General features: G+C 52.8%; 14 protein-coding genes. 5 read left to right on the top strand and 9 right to left on the bottom strand.

Translation table 11 applies throughout. The features are described from left to right. The first annotated feature begins 188 nt into the window (after positions 1-188). Positions 189-1589, top strand: coding sequence for a Si-specific NAD(P)(+) transhydrogenase (sthA, locus tag N7268_RS06440; RefSeq protein ID WP_124022000.1), 1401 nt, complete (start codon positions 189-191; stop codon positions 1587-1589). Here the strand turns inward: sthA and oxyR are convergent. The 4 genes from oxyR to argC form a co-directional block, all read right to left on the bottom strand. Continuing rightward, positions 1572-2489: a DNA-binding transcriptional regulator OxyR gene (gene oxyR / locus N7268_RS06435; protein ID WP_198907356.1), complete on the bottom strand. Its 918-nt coding sequence runs from the start codon at positions 2487-2489 to the stop codon at positions 1572-1574. The genes sthA and oxyR overlap by 18 nt on opposite strands. A 263-nt stretch (positions 2490-2752) precedes the next feature. Continuing rightward, positions 2753-4126, bottom strand: coding sequence for an argininosuccinate lyase (gene argH, locus N7268_RS06430; protein ID WP_260862170.1), 1374 nt, complete (start codon positions 4124-4126; stop codon positions 2753-2755). A 77-nt stretch (positions 4127-4203) separates the two neighbouring features. Further along, entirely contained in the window at positions 4204-4980 is a 777-nt protein-coding gene (gene argB, locus N7268_RS06425) for an acetylglutamate kinase (RefSeq protein WP_260862169.1), read from the bottom strand. 7 nt (positions 4981-4987) lie between these two features. Then, a complete protein-coding gene (argC, locus tag N7268_RS06420) occupies positions 4988-5992 on the bottom strand; it encodes an N-acetyl-gamma-glutamyl-phosphate reductase (protein ID WP_260862168.1) in 1005 nt (334 codons plus the stop codon). Between the two features lie 155 nt (positions 5993-6147). On the opposite strand from argC, the gene argE reads away from it, so the two are divergent. The 4 genes from argE (at position 6148) to N7268_RS06400 (ending at position 13196) form a co-directional block, all read left to right on the top strand. Continuing rightward, positions 6148-7299, top strand: a complete 1152-nt coding sequence (argE, locus tag N7268_RS06415) for an acetylornithine deacetylase (protein WP_260862167.1) — start codon at positions 6148-6150, stop codon at positions 7297-7299. 346 nt (positions 7300-7645) lie between these two features. After that, a complete protein-coding gene (ppc, locus tag N7268_RS06410) occupies positions 7646-10297 on the top strand; it encodes a phosphoenolpyruvate carboxylase (RefSeq protein WP_260862166.1) in 2652 nt (883 codons plus the stop codon). 214 nt (positions 10298-10511) lie between these two features. Next, positions 10512-12245, top strand: coding sequence for a phosphoethanolamine transferase CptA (locus N7268_RS06405; protein WP_260862165.1), 1734 nt, complete (start codon positions 10512-10514; stop codon positions 12243-12245). A 90-nt stretch (positions 12246-12335) separates the two neighbouring features. After that, positions 12336-13196, top strand: a complete 861-nt coding sequence (locus N7268_RS06400) for an AraC family transcriptional regulator (protein ID WP_260862164.1) — start codon at positions 12336-12338, stop codon at positions 13194-13196. On the opposite strand, the gene N7268_RS06395 is transcribed toward N7268_RS06400, so the two are convergent. The 5 genes from N7268_RS06395 to N7268_RS06375 all read right to left on the bottom strand — a co-directional run bounded on the left by N7268_RS06395 (position 13183) and on the right by N7268_RS06375 (position 18207). Further along, the gene (locus tag N7268_RS06395) at positions 13183-13539 is read right to left on the bottom strand and encodes a PTS fructose-like transporter subunit IIB (protein WP_198907348.1); all 357 of its coding nucleotides are present in this window, start codon (positions 13537-13539) and stop codon (positions 13183-13185) included. The two genes, N7268_RS06400 and N7268_RS06395, sit on opposite strands and share 14 nt — an antisense overlap. A gap of 1 nt (position 13540) precedes the next feature. After that, the gene (locus N7268_RS06390; RefSeq protein ID WP_260862163.1) at positions 13541-14419 is read right to left on the bottom strand and encodes a [formate-C-acetyltransferase]-activating enzyme; all 879 of its coding nucleotides are present in this window, start codon (positions 14417-14419) and stop codon (positions 13541-13543) included. After that, on the bottom strand, positions 14385-16682 hold the full coding sequence (locus tag N7268_RS06385; protein WP_260862162.1) for a formate C-acetyltransferase: 2298 nt from the start codon (positions 16680-16682) through the stop codon (positions 14385-14387). Before N7268_RS06385 ends, N7268_RS06390 begins: the two co-directional genes overlap by 35 nt. A 110-nt stretch (positions 16683-16792) precedes the next feature. After that, a complete protein-coding gene (locus tag N7268_RS06380) occupies positions 16793-17113 on the bottom strand; it encodes a PTS fructose-like transporter subunit IIB (protein WP_198907345.1) in 321 nt (106 codons plus the stop codon). A gap of 14 nt (positions 17114-17127) precedes the next feature. Next, entirely contained in the window at positions 17128-18207 is a 1080-nt protein-coding gene (locus tag N7268_RS06375; RefSeq protein ID WP_260862161.1) for a PTS fructose transporter subunit EIIC, read from the bottom strand. Between the last annotated feature and the right edge of the window lie 121 nt (positions 18208-18328).

The following is an 18328-nucleotide window of genomic DNA, read 5'->3' as shown; positions in this document are numbered from 1 at the left end:
GTCTGAATCCTTCCATATGCCTTGCTGGCACTATACCAGAGATTAGGCGGTTGGCATGGCTTTGTGAATGATTGTTTACGCGCAGTTTGTGCTTCGACTTCGCAAAAAAGCACAACGATAATTGGGTTATCCCAACAACGATGTTACTATTCTGTTGCTTTTATGTATAAGAACAGGTAAGCCTGACCATGTCACATTCCTACGATTACGATGCAATAGTAATAGGTTCCGGCCCCGGCGGCGAAGGCGCTGCAATGGGTCTGGTTAAGCAAGGAGCGCGCGTCGCGGTTATTGAGCGCTATCATAACGTCGGCGGCGGGTGCACCCATTGGGGCACCATCCCGTCGAAAGCACTCCGCCACGCCGTCAGCCGTATCATTGAATTCAATCAGAACCCCCTGTACAGCGACCATTCCCGACTTCTTCGCTCCTCCTTTGCCGATATTCTCAACCATGCGGATAACGTCATTAATCAGCAAACGCGCATGCGGCAAGGATTTTACGAGCGTAACCACTGCGAAATATTGCAGGGAAATGCCCGTTTTGTTGACGAACACACGATCGCTCTGGAATGCCACGACGGCACGGTGGAAACCCTCACGGCAGATAAGTTTGTCATTGCCTGCGGTTCACGCCCTTACCACCCCACTGATGTCGATTTTTCACACCCGCGCGTTTACGACAGCGACTCCATTCTCAGCCTGCATCACGAACCCCGCCATGTGCTGATCTACGGCGCTGGGGTCATTGGCTGTGAATATGCGTCAATCTTTCGCGGTATGGATGTGAAAGTTGATTTAATCAACACCCGCGATCGGCTGCTGGCGTTTCTCGATCAGGAGATGTCCGATTCGCTCTCATATCACTTCTGGAACAGCGGCGTCGTTATTCGCCACAATGAAGAATATGAGAAAATTGAAGGCTGCGATGACGGTGTCATTATGCACCTGAAATCCGGCAAAAAACTGAAGGCCGACTGCCTGCTGTATGCCAACGGGCGCACCGGTAATACCGATTCGCTGGCGCTGGAGAATATTGGCCTGAAAACAGACAGCCGTGGACAACTCAAAGTCAACAGCATGTACCAGACGGCGCTGCCGCATGTGTATGCCGTAGGCGATGTGATCGGCTATCCAAGCCTTGCGTCTGCAGCCTACGATCAGGGACGTATTGCCGCTCAGGCACTGGTAAAAGGTGAAGCCACCGCGCATCTGATCGAAGATATTCCAACCGGTATTTATACCATTCCAGAGATCAGCTCTGTCGGTAAAACGGAACAGCAGCTCACGGCAATGAAAGTCCCCTACGAAGTTGGCCGTGCCCAGTTTAAACATCTGGCGCGTGCGCAAATTGTCGGGATGAGTGTCGGAACGCTGAAAATCTTGTTCCATCGTGAAACCAAAGAGATTTTGGGGATCCACTGCTTTGGGGAACGCGCTGCCGAAATTATTCATATCGGTCAGGCGATTATGGAGCAAAAAGGTGGTGGTAACACCATTGAGTACTTCGTTAACACCACCTTTAACTACCCAACCATGGCAGAAGCCTATCGGGTCGCTGCATTAAACGGCTTAAACCGCCTGTTTTAACGCATTGTCGAAATGGCCATCCATTGCACCACGGATGGCCTCAGCCAGCTGTTCATAACGGCTACGCAGCGGCGAACCAGGACGGTACACCAGACCAATCGTACGGCGCGGTTCAGGCTTAATGCACGGTAAATAGACAACGCCATCACGTTTACGCTCCGGCGGAACGGCCAGTGCGGGCAGTAAGGTAATACCGCTGCCTGCCGCTACCATGTTGCGCAGCGTTTCCAGACTGGTTGCACGGAAATGGGTATCTTCATCAGCACCTGCTTCAAAGCAAAAACCCATTGCCTGATCACGTAAACAGTGACCATCTTCCAGCATCAACAGTTTTTCACCCGCCAGATCGGACATCGGTACGCAGTCGCGGTTTGCCCATGGGTGATCTTCGTAGATCGCCAGCATCATTGGCTCATCAAACAACGGTACTTCGATGAACGCTTCACTCTCTTTCACCAACGCCAGAATCACGCAGTCGAGCTTACCGCTATCCAGTTGCGCCAACAGCTGATGCGTCTGCGCTTCATGCAGGTACATTTCCAGTTTCGGGAAAGTCTGGTGCAACATAGGAATAATATGCGGCAACAGGTATGGCCCCACCGTTGGGATCAAACCAATATGTAGCGGGCCAGACATTGTCTCGCCTTGTTGGCTTGCCATTTCCTTGAGCACTTTGACCTCGCGCAGCACAGTGCGCGCCTGATCCACCAGCAGTAAACCGGCCTGAGTAAACAGCACTTTACGGCTCGTGCGCTCCAGCAACATGACGCCAAGCTCATCTTCCAGCTTGCGGATCTGTCCGCTAAGTGTAGGTTGGCTGACATGACAGGAGTCCGCTGCCCGTCGGAAGTGACGGTGTTCGGCTAGCGCTACCAGGTATTCAAGATCACGAATATTCATTATTCATCCTCCATTGCCACGATAGTTCATGGCGATAGGTAGAATAGCAACGAACGATTATCCCTATCAAGCTTTCTGTTTAATAATGCACCACAGAAACGGGGCGGCACCCCTTTAACCCTTGAAGCGACTGCCCGTTTAGAGAGTTTCTCTCATACTCGAAATAACTAAAGCCAACGTGAACTTTTGCGGATCCCCGGTCCGCATTTTTTTTGCGTAAAAAAGCCCGGCTTGATGCCAGGCTCGAAGCAATACCAACAATGTTACGCCAGACGCGCCTTCGCGTAGTCGATCGCCTGTGCGACCTGCTGAGGTGATACGCCGCCTTTCGCCGCACGTTTATCCAGGCAGGATTGCAGCGAAAGAATCGGGTAAACGTCATCGCCGATCACATTGCTGAACTTCTGCAAGTCAGCGAGCGTCAGCGCTTCCAGCGGTTTCCCCTGACGAATCGCCTCGACCACCGTTTCACCCACAATATGGTGCGCTTCACGGAACGGTACGCCTTTCGCTACCAGATAATCTGCCAGCTCAGTGGCGTTAGCATAGCCCTGCTGCGCGGCTTCCTGACAACGCGGGCGTTTCACCTGAATGCCGTCCAGTACCAGTGCAGCCATATGCAGACAGTCCAGCCAGGTGTCGAGCGCGTCGAACAACCCTTCTTTATCTTCCTGCATGTCTTTGTTGTAGGCCAGCGGCAGCCCTTTAAGCGTCATCATCATGCCGGTAAGAGCCCCCTGCACACGACCACATTTACCGCGGATCAGCTCTAATGCATCCGGGTTTTTCTTCTGCGGCATCAGGGATGAACCCGAAGTCACACGGTCGGACAACTCGACAAAACCCGCTTCGCCGGTGTTAAAGAAAATCAGGTCTTCAGCAAAACGCGACAAGTGCACCATGCCGATAGAGGCGTCAGACAGGAGTTCCAGCACATGGTCACGATCTGAAACACTGTCCAGGCTATTACGGGTTGCCGAGGCAAAGCCCAACCAGCCGGCCAACTGTTCGCGATCGATTTCATAAGCCGTACCCGCCAGGGCACCGCAGCCTAACGGGCTAACGTCCAGACGTTTGAGCGCATCCTGCAGACGGCTCTCATCACGCGCCAGCATTTCGACATAAGCCAGACACCAGTGAGCAAATGTCACGGGCTGCGCACGCTGCAGGTGGGTGTAACCCGGCATCACCGCGTCCTGGTTATGCTGCGCAGTCTCCACCAGCGCGCTTTGCAACTGACGGTTAGCGGAAAGCAGTTCAACAACCGTGTCTTTGCACCACAGCTTCAGATCGGTCGCAACCTGGTCATTACGGCTGCGCCCGGTGTGCAACTTTTTACCCAGTTGACCCACCTTATCGATCAGCTTGCCTTCTACCCAGCTATGGATATCTTCGGCATCGCTTGCAAGGATTTGCTGTGGGTTGGCGCGTACCTCTTCCAGAAGCACGTTCAGCGCCTCTTCGAGCTGTTGCTGTTCATCAGCAGTCAGTACACCCACGGTGACCAGCGCTTTGGACCAGGCCACAGAGCCGACAATATCCTGTTCAGCCAGACGGTAATCAAAACGCAACGAGTCGTTGAACTGTTTGAACCGCTGATCTGCTGCCTGTGTAAAACGCCCACCCCAAAGTGCCATAACGAATTTCCTTAATGTCTTGAATTTTATTGCCGGATGGCGCTGCGCTTATCCGGCTTGCAGGTTCTGTAAATCGATTACGCCAGAATACGCGTACCAATCGGCGTGCCATTAAACAGCGCCGGGAGTTGTTCGGCATGACGCCAGGAGGCGATATCAACCGGGCGACCCAAGGTACGCGCAGCATCCAACGCTGCATGCACTTTAACAATCATGCCATCGGTGATAATGCCTTGCTCAATCAGCTGTTCTGCTTTCGCTGCGCTCATTTCAGCAATACGCTGGCCTTTACCATCGAGGATACCGCTGACATCAGAAAGCAGGATCAGATCCGCTCCCAGCGTTGCCGCCAGCGCCGTCGCAGCCTGATCGGCATTCACGTTCATCAGCAGTCCATCTTCTGTCACGCCAATGGAGCTGACCACCGGTAGAAAACCGTTTTCCAGCAGCGTGTTAATCAGCTTAGGTGAACCGGGCTGTGCCAGTCCAACATGACCCAACTCTTTATCGAGCGGCGTCACTTTTACGCTGTCGCCATCGCCAAGATACAGCCCCACCGACGAAATATGATGTTTTTTCGCCCAGGCCAACAGGGTTTTATTCGCCGTTCCCGCCAGGGCACCGGTAATGATGTCAATCTGATCGGCTGGCGTAACGCGCAGGCCATTTTTCTTTTTCACCGGCAGATTAAGCTGTTTCATCAGCTCATCGACGACACAGCCGCCACCGTGCACAATGACCAACGGACGCTGATGCGATTCGCGATAATTGACCAGTGCGGTAAACAGACGCTCCAGCGCCTCTTCGCTATCCAGTAAAACGCCGCCCAGTTTAATAATTAGTGGATTCATCATTGCACCCTTAAATAAGAGACTGTGTCTCAGCGAAGCCGAAACGAATATTTGCGCACTGCATAGCCTGCGCCGCTGCGCCCTTCAATAAGTTATCTTCGGTCGCCACCACAATCAGGTGTTCACCCTGAACAGCAAACCCGATATCACAGAACGGTAAGCCAACCACGTTTTTCAGGGCCGGAACGCCTTTTTCATACAGACGCACCAGCGGCTTATCGCCATATGCCTGCTGTAGCGTTTGCGCCACCTGCGCAGAGGTCACCCCCGCTTTCAGACGACAGGTGATGGTTTCCAGAATACCGCGCGGAAAGTTGCCCAGATGGGGGGTGAAGATCACCTCCGCGCCCAAATGCATCGCGATTTCCGGTTGATGACGGTGGGTAAACACGCCATACGGCTGCAGGCTGACTTCGCAAAAACTGTTAGAAATTGCCGCTTTGCGGCCTGCACCGCTCACCCCACTGGTGGCGTTAATCACCGGCCACTGCGTGAGATCCAAAAGATCGGCATCAATCAGCGGTTTTAGCGACAACTGCGCCGCCGTGGGATAGCAGCCAGGTACAGCTATCAGATTCGCGTCTTTCAGCTTGTCTGCACTCCACTCCGCCAGGCCGTATACCGCCTGCTCCAGCAATTCAGGGTGCTGATGAGTAAAGCCATAATATTTTTCATAGAACGCGCCGTCGTTAACGCGGAACGCGCCCGAAAGGTCGAACACCACACATCCGGCCTGCAGAAACTGCGGCGCCAGGTCATGGCTGACTTCATGAGCCGTCGCGAGGAACACAATATCCACCCCTGCGCTAAACTCGCTGATATCTGACATTGGCTGCAACGGCAAATCGACAATGCCCTTTAACTGCGGATGTAAATCGGAGATTAATTTTCCTGCATCATTGCTTTGCGCTGAGACCGTCAAAGCGGTTATGGTCATATCAGGATGGCGATTTACATAGGTCACAAGCTCTGCGCCAGCATAGCCACTGGCGCCCACAATCAGCGTATTCAACATCGGGACCGTTCACCTTCTACTGTTCGGTTTCCTGGGGTAAGCCTTTATCACCTCACCTTACACTTGGTGGGTTTTATTACGCTCAACGTTATTGTATTTTTATTCACTAATAATGCATGAATATTGATACTATCATGACCCGAGGTGTGTCAACAATGAAAAACAATTTACCGCCATTTATCGAGATTTACCGCGCTTTGATCGCCACACCGTCGATTAGCGCCACCGAAGAAGCGCTCGATCAAAGCAATGCAGGTTTAATCACTCTGCTGGCGGGCTGGTTCAAAGATTTAGGCTTCAACGTTGAGGTTCAACCGGTTCCCGGTACGCGCAATAAATTCAACATGCTGGCCAGTGCCGGACACGGCGCAGGCGGCCTTCTGTTGGCGGGTCATACGGATACCGTACCGTTTGACGACGGGCGCTGGACGTGCGACCCCTTCACGCTGACCGAACATGACAATAAGCTTTACGGTCTGGGCACGGCAGACATGAAAGGCTTCTTCGCCTTTATCCTTGATGCGCTACGGGATGTGGAGATCGCGAAACTAAAAAAGCCGCTCTACATTCTGGCGACCGCCGATGAAGAGACCAGCATGGCAGGTGCGCGCTATTTCTCTGAAACCACTGCATTGCGCCCTGACTGCGCCATCATTGGCGAACCTACGTCCCTGCAGCCGGTTCGTGCGCACAAAGGCCATATTTCTAACGCGATACGCATTCTGGGACAATCGGGTCACTCAAGCGATCCGGCGCGCGGTGTGAACGCGATTGAGCTGATGCACGATGCCATCGGTCACATCATGAAGCTGCGTGATGACCTGAAAGATCGCTATCACTATGACGCGTTTACCGTTCCTTACCCGACATTAAATCTGGGCCACATTCACGGGGGTGATGCCGCCAACCGTATCTGCGCCTGCTGCGAACTGCATATGGACATTCGCCCGCTGCCCGGTATGACGCTGAACGATCTGAATGGATTACTTAACGATGCGCTGGCACCGGTCAGCGAACGCTGGCCGGGTCGTCTGACCGTTTCAGAACTGCACCCGCCCATCCCTGGCTATGAGTGCCCTCCAGACCATCAACTGGTGGAAGTGGTTGAGAAACTGTTGGGCACCCAAACGGAAGTCGTTAACTACTGTACCGAAGCGCCGTTTATCCAGACGCTTTGCCCGACGCTGGTACTGGGACCGGGTTCTATTAATCAGGCACATCAGCCAGATGAATATCTGGAAACACGTTTTATTAAGCCAACCCGTGAATTGATCACCCAGGTTGTGCACCATTTTTGCTGGCATTAATCTTCCTCTCACCCGCATAAGCCTTTGGTGTTATTGCGGGTGAGAATTTAACATTTCCATAAGAAATGCTTATTTGATTCGATATGAATTAAATAACGTAAATTCCCGCCATTTTTTCGTTTGCTGAACCGATTTCGCCGCAATTGACGTCAGGTGTTTTACGTGGCTTTATAAAAGACGGCTAAAAAGCAAAGTCCGAAAGATTTCACGTCACCGCAAGGCGGCAAACGACCCCATCCAGAACGCTGACATCAGTCAGTGACCAGGTTGAGCAAGTGCAGCCAACGCCGCTGTGGCGCGAAAGATACAGGACCTTTACAAATAAAGATGGGGTGTCTGGGTTAATATGAACGAACAATATTCCGCGTTGCGTAGTAATGTCAGTATGCTCGGCAAAGTGCTGGGAGAGACCATCAAGGATGCGCTGGGAGAGAACATTCTTGATCGCGTAGAAACAATCCGTAAGCTGTCTAAATCATCTCGCGCTGGCAATGAAGCGAACCGCCAGGAGTTGCTCACCACGCTACAGAATCTGTCTAACGACGAGCTGCTGCCAGTTGCCCGCGCGTTTAGCCAGTTCCTGAATCTGGCCAATACCGCCGAGCAATACCACAGCATTTCGCCAAAAGGCGAAGCTGCCAGCAACCCGGAAGTGATTGCCCGCACCCTGCGTAAACTGAAAGCCCAGCCCAACCTCGACGAAGCCACCATCAAGAAAGCCGTGGAAGCGCTGTCTCTGGAGCTGGTGCTCACTGCACACCCGACCGAAATCACCCGCCGTACGCTGATCCATAAAATGGGTGAGGTTAATGCCTGCCTCAAGCAGCTGGATAACAAAGACATTGTCGATTACGAACGTAATCAACTGATGCGCCGCCTGCGTCAATTAATTGCCCAATCCTGGCATACGGACGAGATCCGTAAATTACGTCCCAGCCCGGTTGATGAAGCCAAATGGGGCTTCGCGGTCGTTGAAAACAGCCTGTGGGAAGGCGTGCCTAACTATCTGCGCGAACTTAACGAACAGCTGGAAGAACATCTGGGTTACAAGCTGCCGGTCGATTTTGTACCGGTCCGGTTTACTTCCTGGATGGGCGGTGACCGTGACGGTAACCCAAACGTCACCGCGGATATCACCCGCCACGTATTGCTGCTCAGTCGCTGGAAAGCCACCGACCTGTTCCTGAAAGATATCCATATTCTGATTTCTGAGCTGTCGATGGTTGATGCCACGCCGGAACTGATGGCGATGGTTGGCGAAGAAGGTGCGGCAGAACCTTACCGCTACCTGATGAAAACCCTGCGCTCACGTCTGATGGCGACCCAGGCCTGGCTGGAAGCTCGTCTGAAAGGCGAAAAATTACCGAAACCCGCTGGCCTGCTGACCCAAAACGAGCAGCTATGGGAACCGCTGTACGCGTGTTATCAGTCTCTACAGGCCTGTGGCATGGGCATTATCGCCAATGGCGAACTGCTCGACACCCTGCGTCGCGTGAAATGTTTCGGCGTACCGCTGGTACGTATTGATATTCGTCAGGAAAGTACCCGCCATACCGAAGCGCTGGGAGAACTGACCCGTTATCTGGGCATTGGCGATTACGAAAACTGGTCAGAAGCGGATAAACAAGCGTTCCTGATCCGCGAACTAAACTCCAAGCGCCCGCTTTTACCGCGCAACTGGGAGCCAAGCAACGATACCCGTGAAGTGCTCGATACCTGCCGGGTCATTGCCGAAGCGCCTTACGGTTCTATTGCCGCTTACGTCATCTCAATGGCGAAAACGCCGTCGGACGTTCTGGCCGTTCACCTGTTGCTGAAGGAAGCCGGAATAGGCTTTGCCATGCCGGTTGCGCCGCTGTTTGAAACGCTGGACGATCTGAACAATGCCGATGACGTCATGAGCCAGTTACTGAATATCGACTGGTATCGCGGCTTTATTCAGGGCAAACAGATGGTCATGATTGGCTACTCTGACTCGGCGAAAGATGCGGGCGTGATGGCGGCCTCCTGGGCGCAATATCAGGCACAGGACGCGTTGATCAAAACCTGTGAAAAAGCCGGCATTGAACTGACGCTGTTCCACGGTCGCGGCGGCTCTATTGGTCGCGGCGGCGCGCCTGCTCATGCGGCGCTGCTCTCTCAACCGCCAGGCAGCCTGAAAGGCGGGCTGCGCGTGACTGAGCAAGGTGAAATGATCCGCTTCAAATACGGTCTGCCGGAAGTCACCATCAGCAGTCTGTCGCTCTACACTGGCGCGATCCTGGAAGCCAACCTGTTGCCTCCGCCGGAGCCGAAAGATGACTGGCGTCATATCATGGACGAGCTTTCAGCCATCTCCTGCGATCTGTACCGCGGATATGTACGTGAAAACAAAGATTTTGTCCCCTATTTCCGCTCCGCAACGCCAGAGCAGGAACTGGGTAAATTACCCCTCGGTTCACGTCCGGCAAAACGTCGTCCAACTGGCGGGGTAGAGTCTCTACGTGCCATTCCGTGGATTTTTGCCTGGACGCAGAACCGCCTGATGCTCCCGGCCTGGCTGGGTGCGGGCACTGCGCTGCAAAAAGTGGTCGAAGATGGTAAACAAAGCGAACTGGAAGCGATGTGCCGCGACTGGCCTTTCTTCTCTACACGCCTTGGTATGCTGGAAATGGTGTTCTCAAAAGCGGACCTGTGGCTGGCAGAATACTACGATCAGCGCCTGGTCAAAAAAGAGCTGTGGCCGCTGGGTGAAGAGCTACGTAACCGTCTGGCAGACGACATCAATGTGGTGCTGGCGATCGCCAATGATTCCCATCTGATGGCCGATCTGCCGTGGATTGCCGAGTCAATTCAGCTCAGGAATATTTATACTGACCCGCTGAACGTCTTACAGGCTGAACTTTTACATCGTTCGCGCCTGGCTGAGGAGCAAGGCGAAGCACCCGACCCGCGTGTCGAACAGGCGCTAATGGTCACCATCGCAGGCGTCGCGGCCGGTATGCGTAATACAGGCTAATACTCACCGCCCTCCGTCACCCCCATGCCAATGTTTGGGGGTGACATTAAAAACCGCTGTCATAACCGTTTCATTTTCAATAATATCCCGCCTGCACTTATTCACCGCGTGAATAACCAAAAAGCAATAACGCGATACTAACATCGCGATGCTTCAGTTCTCCTTAAGGTTTAGTCGCTAATCTTGGCGCTACGATTAAAGACAGGCTCACATTATGCAATCCTTAAAACTCCAGTCTAAACCCGTGTTTAGCTGGAAAGCCCTGGGTTGGGCTCTCCTCTATTTTTGGTTTTTTTCCTCATTATTACAGGCCACTATCTATTTCAGCGGTTACAGCGGGTCTACCGGTTTACGCGATTCGTTATTATTCAGTTCGCTGTGGTTGATCCCGGTATTCTTATTTCCAAACCGTATTCGCATTATTGCCGCTGTCATTGGCGTAATACTGTGGGCCGCCTCGCTGGCCGCGCTGAGTTATTACGTCATCTATGGGCAAGAGTTCTCACAGAGCGTTCTGTACGTGATGTTTGAGACCAATGCAAACGAAGCCAGCGAATATCTGAGCCAATATTTCAGCCTGAAAATTGTGTTAATCGCGCTGGCGTATACAGCAATGGCGATTTTGCTATGGACGCGTCTGCGCCCTGTTCATATTCCGTCGCCCTGGCGTTTTCTGGTGTCGTTTGCACTGTTATACGGTTTGATTCTGCATCCGTTTGCCGTTAATACGTTAATTAAAGACAAACCCTTCGAAAAAACACTGGACGGCCTGGCTTCACGTATGGAGCCTGCCGCACCATGGCAATTTATTTCTGGGTATTATCAGTATCGTCAGCAACTGACTTCACTAAATAGCCTGCTAAATGAAAACAATGCGCTGCCGCCGCTGGCTAACTTTAAAGATAACTCTGGTGATGCGCCGCGCACGCTGATTCTGGTTATTGGCGAGTCAACTCAGCGTGGACGCATGAGTCTGTATGGATATCCGCGCGAAACGACGCCTGAACTGGACGCACTGCATAAATCCGATCCTAACTTCACGGTGTTCAATAATGTCGTGACTTCACGTCCGTACACCATTGAAATCCTGCAGCAGGCGCTAACCTTCGCCAACGAGAAAAACCCGGATTTGTACCTGACGCAGCCGTCACTGATGAACATGATGAAACAGGCCGGTTACAAGACCTTCTGGATCACCAATCAGCAAACGATGACCGCCCGTAATACCATGCTGACCGTGTTTTCGAAACAGACGGATAAGCAGTTCTATATGAACCAGCAGCGTACCCAAAGTGCGCGAGAATATGACAGCAACGTCCTGGCGCCGTTTAAAGAAGTGCTGGCCGACCCTGCGCCGAAAAAGTTCATCATCGTTCACCTGCTGGGTACGCATATTAAGTACAAATTCCGTTATCCAGATGGTCAGGGGAAATTCGATAATAATATCGACAACGTCCCTGCAGGCCTGAGCAATGATGAACTGGAGTCATACAACGATTACGACAGCGCGAATGTCTACAATGACCATATCGTCGCCAGCCTGATCAACGACTATAAAGCCACCGACCCGAACGGCTTCCTGCTGTACTTCTCGGATCACGGCGAAGAGGTCTATGACACGCCGCCACATAAAACCCAGGGTCGTAATGAAGACAACCCAACGCGTCATATGTATACGGTGCCTTTCCTGCTGTGGACCTCTGAGAAATGGCAAGCTGCGCATCCCCGGGATTTCTCCCAGGACGTCAATCGTAAGTACAGCAGCTCAGAGCTTATCCACACCTGGTCTGATTTAGCGGGCCTTACTTACGATGGGTTCGATCCGACTCGCGCCATTACCAGCCCGCAGTTTAAAGAAACGACCCGCTGGATTGGCAATCCGTACAAGAAAAACGCCCTGATTGATTACGATACTCTGCCATACGGCGATCAGGTCGGGAATCAGTAATAATTTGCCGCAATGGGCCACTCTTTTAGGGTGGCCTTTTTTTATCATCAACGTTACTGTTTCCCTGTCTGCGATCTGCAAGGGATTAACATGTACCACGACGTCAGCCACCTTCTCTCTCGTCTTATTAACGGCACGACACCGCTGAGTCAGGTCTACTTTGCCAGCAACAGCGGCCCGACGCCGGGACTGGCATACCAGGTTGATTTTCCACGACTGGAGATTGTGTTGGAGGGCGAGTTCTCCGATAGCAGTATTGCCGGCACATCCGCTACGTTAACGCCTTATGATGTTCTGTATATCCCTGCTGGTGGCTGGAACTTCCCACAATGGCAAACACCGGTCACCACTCTCAGTATTCTGTTTGGCAAACAGCAACTGGGTTTCAGCGTCGTGCAGTGGGATGGCAAGCAGTATCAAAACCTCACGAAGCAGCACGTCGCACGACGCGGGCCGCGTATCGGATCTTTTCTACTGCAAACACTCAATGAAATGCAGATGCAACCTCAGGAACAGCAAACGGCCAGACTGATCGTTGCCAGTCTACTCAGCCATTGCCGTGATCTGTTGGGAAGTCAGATCCAGACGGCATCACGCAGCCAGGCGCTTTTTGAAGCCATTCGTGACTATATTGACGAGCATTACGCCTCGCCGCTCACTCGGGAATCTGTGGCCCAGGCGTTCTACATCTCCCCAAATTACCTTTCGCATCTGTTCCAGAAAACAGGAGCCATTGGGTTTAACGAATACCTGAACCATACCCGGCTGGAGCACGCAAAAACGTTGCTGAAGGGTTACGACCTGAAGGTCAAAGAAGTGGCGCACACCTGCGGATTTGTTGACAGCAATTACTTCTGCCGCCTGTTTCGTAAAAATACAGAACGTTCACCATCAGAGTATCGCCGGCAATATCACAGCCAGTTAACAGACAAGAAAGTCAGTTCAGAATAAGATGGGTATGCTGCGGTGCCGAAAGGACTTTACGCACGGCACTCATCACCCGCTGAGGGTCGCGCAGAAAGGCGCTAATTCCTGACTGAACATAGCGACTTTGCGTGAATCGCTCAGCGCCCGCCAGCTCAATATCGGTAATCAGCAAGACCACATCAGCGCGACTAATATCGTCTTCCGTCAGGCGATTCTCTGTCCCCAACGCCCCTTGCGTTTCAATCTTGATATTCCACTTCTCCTGCTGACAGAGTTTTTCCAGCCGCTCGGCAGCCATATAGGTATGGGCGACGCCGCTGACGCAAGCGGTCACTGCAACCAGATATCGAACAGATGCGACAGCCATATCAACCCCCTACGGTTACCTGAAATCCAGCGTCTTCCGCCATCTTACGCAATGCCGCCACCTCTTGCGCGGACGGGGCGGGTACATCCTTCATCGCCCACGACTGCCCAAGCAGGCGATACTTCGGTTCGCCGTACTGATGAAACGGTAGCAGATGTACCTGCTTAATATCTAATGATGACAATAAGGTCAGCGCGCGCTGCATGTTCGTCATGCCAAGCGTAAAGCCCGGAATCAGCGGCAGTCGGGGGATCACATTGATCCCCTCATGGACTAATAGCTGTAAATTTTCCAGAACGCGCGACAGATTCATATTCACCACCTCGCAAGCCTGGCGCTCATCCATAATTTTAAGATCGAAGAGAACTTCATCGCATAACATTGCCAGCGGCAACAGACGGCTGGCAGGAGCATCCCCTGCTGTTTCAATAGCACACTGAACACCGTTACGCCGCAGACGCTGTAAAAACCGGGTCGCGAAAGGTGCCTGCATCAACACTTCACCACCCGAGAGCGTCACGCCGCCGCCGGAGGTACGAAAGAAAATATCATCCTTCATCACCTCACGTTCCAGCGCATCAAGGGTAATATCACGGCCAATACGTTCGAAGGCGCCTGAAGGGCATTCATCCGCATCACGCAAACACGGTGCGCAATGCAGGCATTTACTCTCGCGCCGTACGGTTTCAATACGCGGGGAAATCGATTCAGGGTTAGCGCACCACGGGCAAGTGTGCGGACAGCCTTTAAAAAAAACGACTGTGCGGATCCCCTGCCCGTCATTCAGCGAATAACGCTGAATATTGAAAATGCGCGCGACCTCCTCGCCTGGGGTATCCACAACCTTACAATTGATGCGCGGTACGGCGAATGATGTCATCCTGAATTTCCTTCGACAGCTCGACAAAGAAGGCGCTGTATCCCGCCACGCGAACCACCAGCCCGGCGAAATCCTGCGGACGCTGCTGAGCTTCCCGCAACGTATCGGCATTCACCACGTTAAACTGGATATGCTGCAGTTTGAGCTGAGTAAACGCGCGCAGAAAATCGGCAAGCTTACGTAAACCGGCTTCACCTTCCAGCGTGGCGGGTGTGAACTTCACGTTCAAAAGTGTGCCATTCGAAAGCAGAGTGTTATCCAGTTTACTGACTGATTTCAGCACGGCCGTCGGCCCTTGCAGATCCTGCCCGAGCATCGGTGATAAGCCGCCATCCGCCAGTTGCTCTCCGGCATAACGCCCGTCCGGTGTCGCCCCTACTACCGACCCCAGCGGTACGTGTGCAGATACGGTATATGAACCCGGTGTAAATTGCCCACCGCGCGGGTTCCGGTATTTTTCGACCTCTTTACAATAATGGCGCAACAGTTCAGCGCTGATGTTATCCACATCATCAATATCATTACCGTATTTCTCAAAACGATTAATCAGCCTGGCGCGAATTTTCTCGCCTTCGGGTGTCGCGAAATTACGCTTCAGTACCGATAATAATTCGTCGAAACTGACGCGCTGCTGCTCGAATACCAGTCCGTTAAGCGCATGCAGAGAGTCACTCAGGTTGGCAATGCCTATCCCTTGTACACCGGAGAAGTTGTAACGCGCCCCGCCATCGGTGATATCACAGCCTTTATCCAGACAATCGCTGATAAACGATGAGAGCAGCGGCACCGGCGCCCAATCACGATGACCGATATCGCAAATATTACTCCCTTCCACCATCAGGGTAATGTAGTGGCTGATTTTGACCCGAATGTGCAACAGCAGACCGTCAAACGTCAGTTCGCGGTTACCCTCATTCTCGTACAGGCTAATTTCCATCACTTTTAGCAGGTTAAACATGGCGATATCGTGCAAACCGTAGGTTCTTCCCGGAATCGACAACTCCACACATCCTACTACCGCGTAATCTCGCGCATCTTCCAGCGAGACCCCGCGGTTCAGGAAAGCAGGCACCACCACCTCGTCGTTAAAGATCTGGGGAATACCCGTGCCCAGACGGATAGTTTCCGCCGTTTTCATCAGGAATGGCGTATCAATTAACGCGTTAGTGCGAACCCCGAGATTTGGCTGCGGCAGTTGCACACTCTGATAGGCGTCCAGGCAGAGGAAAGAGAGCACATTTACCGCACTGCGACCGCCCTCCGTCAATCCACCAAGCAGTGCGGTGTAACCCGTTGGGAATCCGGCGAAGTAGCGCGCGCTACTGGTTGAGCGCAGCAGCACAATGTCATTGCATTTTACCCACAGTGATTCGAGCAGTTCCTTCAAGAAAGCGGGATCTTCTCCCTGCGTCAGCGATGCCTGGTAGAACGGCAGCATATACTGGTCAAAACGTCCCAAAGAGAGCGAGCTGGCATTGGATTCATACTGCAAAATGATATTCATGTACCAGAACAGCTGGCACGCCTGCCAGAAGGTCTGCGGCTTATGCTGCATGTTATGACGAGAATGAGCGGCAATAGTGAGTAGCTCTTGACGACGATGCGCATCCGCACAGCTTTCTGCCATTTTCTCAGCCAGTATGGCATAACGTTGAATGTGGCGTTGCGAGGCCTCCAGCAGCAATAATGCCGCCTGATAAAAAGCGTTATCCGGCTTCTGCTGACAATGCGCGCGCATTTGCGACACCAGTTCACCCAACCCGTGGTTCAGCAGGTGCGGATAATCAATGATGATATGCCCCTGCCCTTTATCCGTTTGGTTAACGCTAAAAATCTGGGTGCTGACGGCCGCTTTCACCTCATCGGTCATCTGACCGTTGATGAAATCTTTCATCGAGCGTTTTTCCCAATAGGGAAATAACACCTCGCGATAGAGGCGCTTATCTTCTTCACTGATATCAAAACGATCCTGCGGGCGCGTCGGGAACTGATCCAGTTCCTTGAGCAGCCAATACGGATCCATTTCCGGCGACATAATGCCCGCTCGCGGCTTGACGGTGCGGTTCCCTGCAATCAGTTCCTCATCACGAATCGAGATTTCAACATGCTCAAGGATATACGCGGTAGCTTTAGCCCGACGCAAAATAACCGGTTCCCCCTCCGTCTGTTGATGGCTGGCGGTATACAGCTGCGCACGCTCAAGTGAGATTTCACGGGGATGTTGAAACAGCGCTGTTTTGAGACGTTGGATACGGTTGGTCATGAGGAACTCCTGTGGGAATACGTGCGCCTGATGGCACTACGTTTATCCGACCTACAGAGGACGCGGCCCCGTAGGTCAGATAAGACGAAGCCGCTATCCGGCAAAAAACGTTACGCGGTTTGCGCCAGATGTGCGCCAATCTTGTTCATGATGGCGTCGGCGCGTTTTACCGCGTCGCTGATGTTGACGCGGACTATGGTTTTCCCCGCAAAACGCTCCTCAAACTTGATGCCGATATCTTTGGTCAGAATGACCATATCTGCATCCGCCACATCTGCTGCGGTCAGTTCGTTTTCCAGACCAATTGAGCCCTGTGTCTCAACTTTTACATCCCACCCCTTGGCCTTAGCTGCGCTCTCCAGCGCTTCGGCGGCCATATAGGTGTGTGCAACTCCAGAAGGACAGGCTGTTACTGCGATAATCTTCGTCATGGCTCATTCCTCACTTAATTCATTTCAAAATCCAAATCCAGGTCGTCTTCTTTCTCGTCAACCGGAGACACTTTCTTCCGCGCCAGACTTTTCAGCACGTTAACGCAGACCGCCGTTACCACAGCCCCAACCGCGACAGCTGCGATATAGCCCAGTTTTCCTTCCACAACGGGCAGTACGATTAAGCCTCCCCAACCGGCATAACACTGCGCGCCAAACAGCGCAGCCGTTACCGCACCACAGGTCGAGCCGATCATAATGGATGGGATGACGCGCAGTGGGTCTGCGGCGGCAAAAGGAATCGCACCTTCCGTCACGCCAACACACCCCATCACCAGTGCGGCTTTACCCGCTTCGCGCTCTTCAGAAGAGAAATTTTTGCGGCTCATTAACGTCGCGAGCCCTAAGCCCAGCGGTGGAACACAGATTCCCACAGCGGCTATCGCCACCACGGTATAAACGCCCTGCGCAACGCAAATCAGCATGAAGGCGTAGGCAACCTTATTGATCGGCCCACCCATATCAAAAGCCAGCATCAGCCCCATAATGACCGCCAGCAGAATGATGCTGCCCTGCTGCATCCCCTGCAGCCATTGGGTCAAATTGGCGGTTAATGCGCCGACCGGTTCACCCAGTCCCCACATCATGACGCCCGCAGTAATAAAGGTACCGACAATAGGAATAACGAAGATGGGCATGACCGAGCGCAACACCTTATGCACCGGAATCTTCTTCAGATAGTGCACCACAATACCGCCAATGATCCCGGAAATCAGCGCACCAAAAAACCCGGCGCCAAAGCTATTGCCGACCCAGGCGCCAATCGCACAAGGCGCCAACGCAGAGCGCTCGGCGATGGAGTACCCAATGTACGCCGCGAGAAAAGGCACCATCAGGGTTAGACCCGCAACGCCAATGTCGAAGAACTTCTTGAGATTGGGATCGGTCGCCGCATCCGGTACCGCCCCCTTGCCATACAGCATGACGGAGACCGCCAGTAAAATTCCGCCCGCTACGACAAAGGGGATCATATGCGAAACACCGGTCATCAGATGCTGACGGGTGTTTTTCAGGATCTGCACCAACTCTTTCATACGTCGCTCCCGGGCTGCTTGAGGCCCATATCCATAATGTTGATGCGAAAAACAATAGGCAATCCGATGCGGCGCAGACAGTGGATAAAAAGGCCATTTACTGGATTTTTGTAATGTCAGT

It is taken from the genome of Citrobacter sp. Marseille-Q6884 (assembly GCF_945906775.1).
In the GTDB taxonomy this organism is placed as follows: Bacteria; Pseudomonadota; Gammaproteobacteria; order Enterobacterales; family Enterobacteriaceae; genus Citrobacter.
The sequence above is the reverse complement of the archived record's forward strand: the minus strand, read 5'-3'. Positions and strand labels throughout refer to the sequence as shown.

Bases quoted from the DNA above. Each gene is read 5' to 3' on its own strand.
- sthA (WP_124022000.1), top strand. From the start codon at position 189: ATGTCACATTCCTACGATTACGATGCAATAGTAATAGGTTCCGGCCCC.
- oxyR (WP_198907356.1), bottom strand. From the start codon at position 2,489: ATGAATATTCGTGATCTTGAATACCTGGTAGCGCTAGCCGAACACCGT.
- argH (WP_260862170.1), bottom strand. From the start codon at position 4,126: ATGGCACTTTGGGGTGGGCGTTTTACACAGGCAGCAGATCAGCGGTTC.
- argB (WP_260862169.1), bottom strand. From the start codon at position 4,980: ATGATGAATCCACTAATTATTAAACTGGGCGGCGTTTTACTGGATAGC.
- argC (WP_260862168.1), bottom strand. From the start codon at position 5,992: ATGTTGAATACGCTGATTGTGGGCGCCAGTGGCTATGCTGGCGCAGAG.
- argE (WP_260862167.1), top strand. From the start codon at position 6,148: ATGAAAAACAATTTACCGCCATTTATCGAGATTTACCGCGCTTTGATC.
- ppc (WP_260862166.1), top strand. From the start codon at position 7,646: ATGAACGAACAATATTCCGCGTTGCGTAGTAATGTCAGTATGCTCGGC.
- N7268_RS06405 (WP_260862165.1), top strand. From the start codon at position 10,512: ATGCAATCCTTAAAACTCCAGTCTAAACCCGTGTTTAGCTGGAAAGCC.
- N7268_RS06400 (WP_260862164.1), top strand. From the start codon at position 12,336: ATGTACCACGACGTCAGCCACCTTCTCTCTCGTCTTATTAACGGCACG.
- N7268_RS06395 (WP_198907348.1), bottom strand. From the start codon at position 13,539: ATGGCTGTCGCATCTGTTCGATATCTGGTTGCAGTGACCGCTTGCGTC.
- N7268_RS06390 (WP_260862163.1), bottom strand. From the start codon at position 14,419: ATGACATCATTCGCCGTACCGCGCATCAATTGTAAGGTTGTGGATACC.
- N7268_RS06385 (WP_260862162.1), bottom strand. From the start codon at position 16,682: ATGACCAACCGTATCCAACGTCTCAAAACAGCGCTGTTTCAACATCCC.
- N7268_RS06380 (WP_198907345.1), bottom strand. From the start codon at position 17,113: ATGACGAAGATTATCGCAGTAACAGCCTGTCCTTCTGGAGTTGCACAC.
- N7268_RS06375 (WP_260862161.1), bottom strand. From the start codon at position 18,207: ATGAAAGAGTTGGTGCAGATCCTGAAAAACACCCGTCAGCATCTGATG.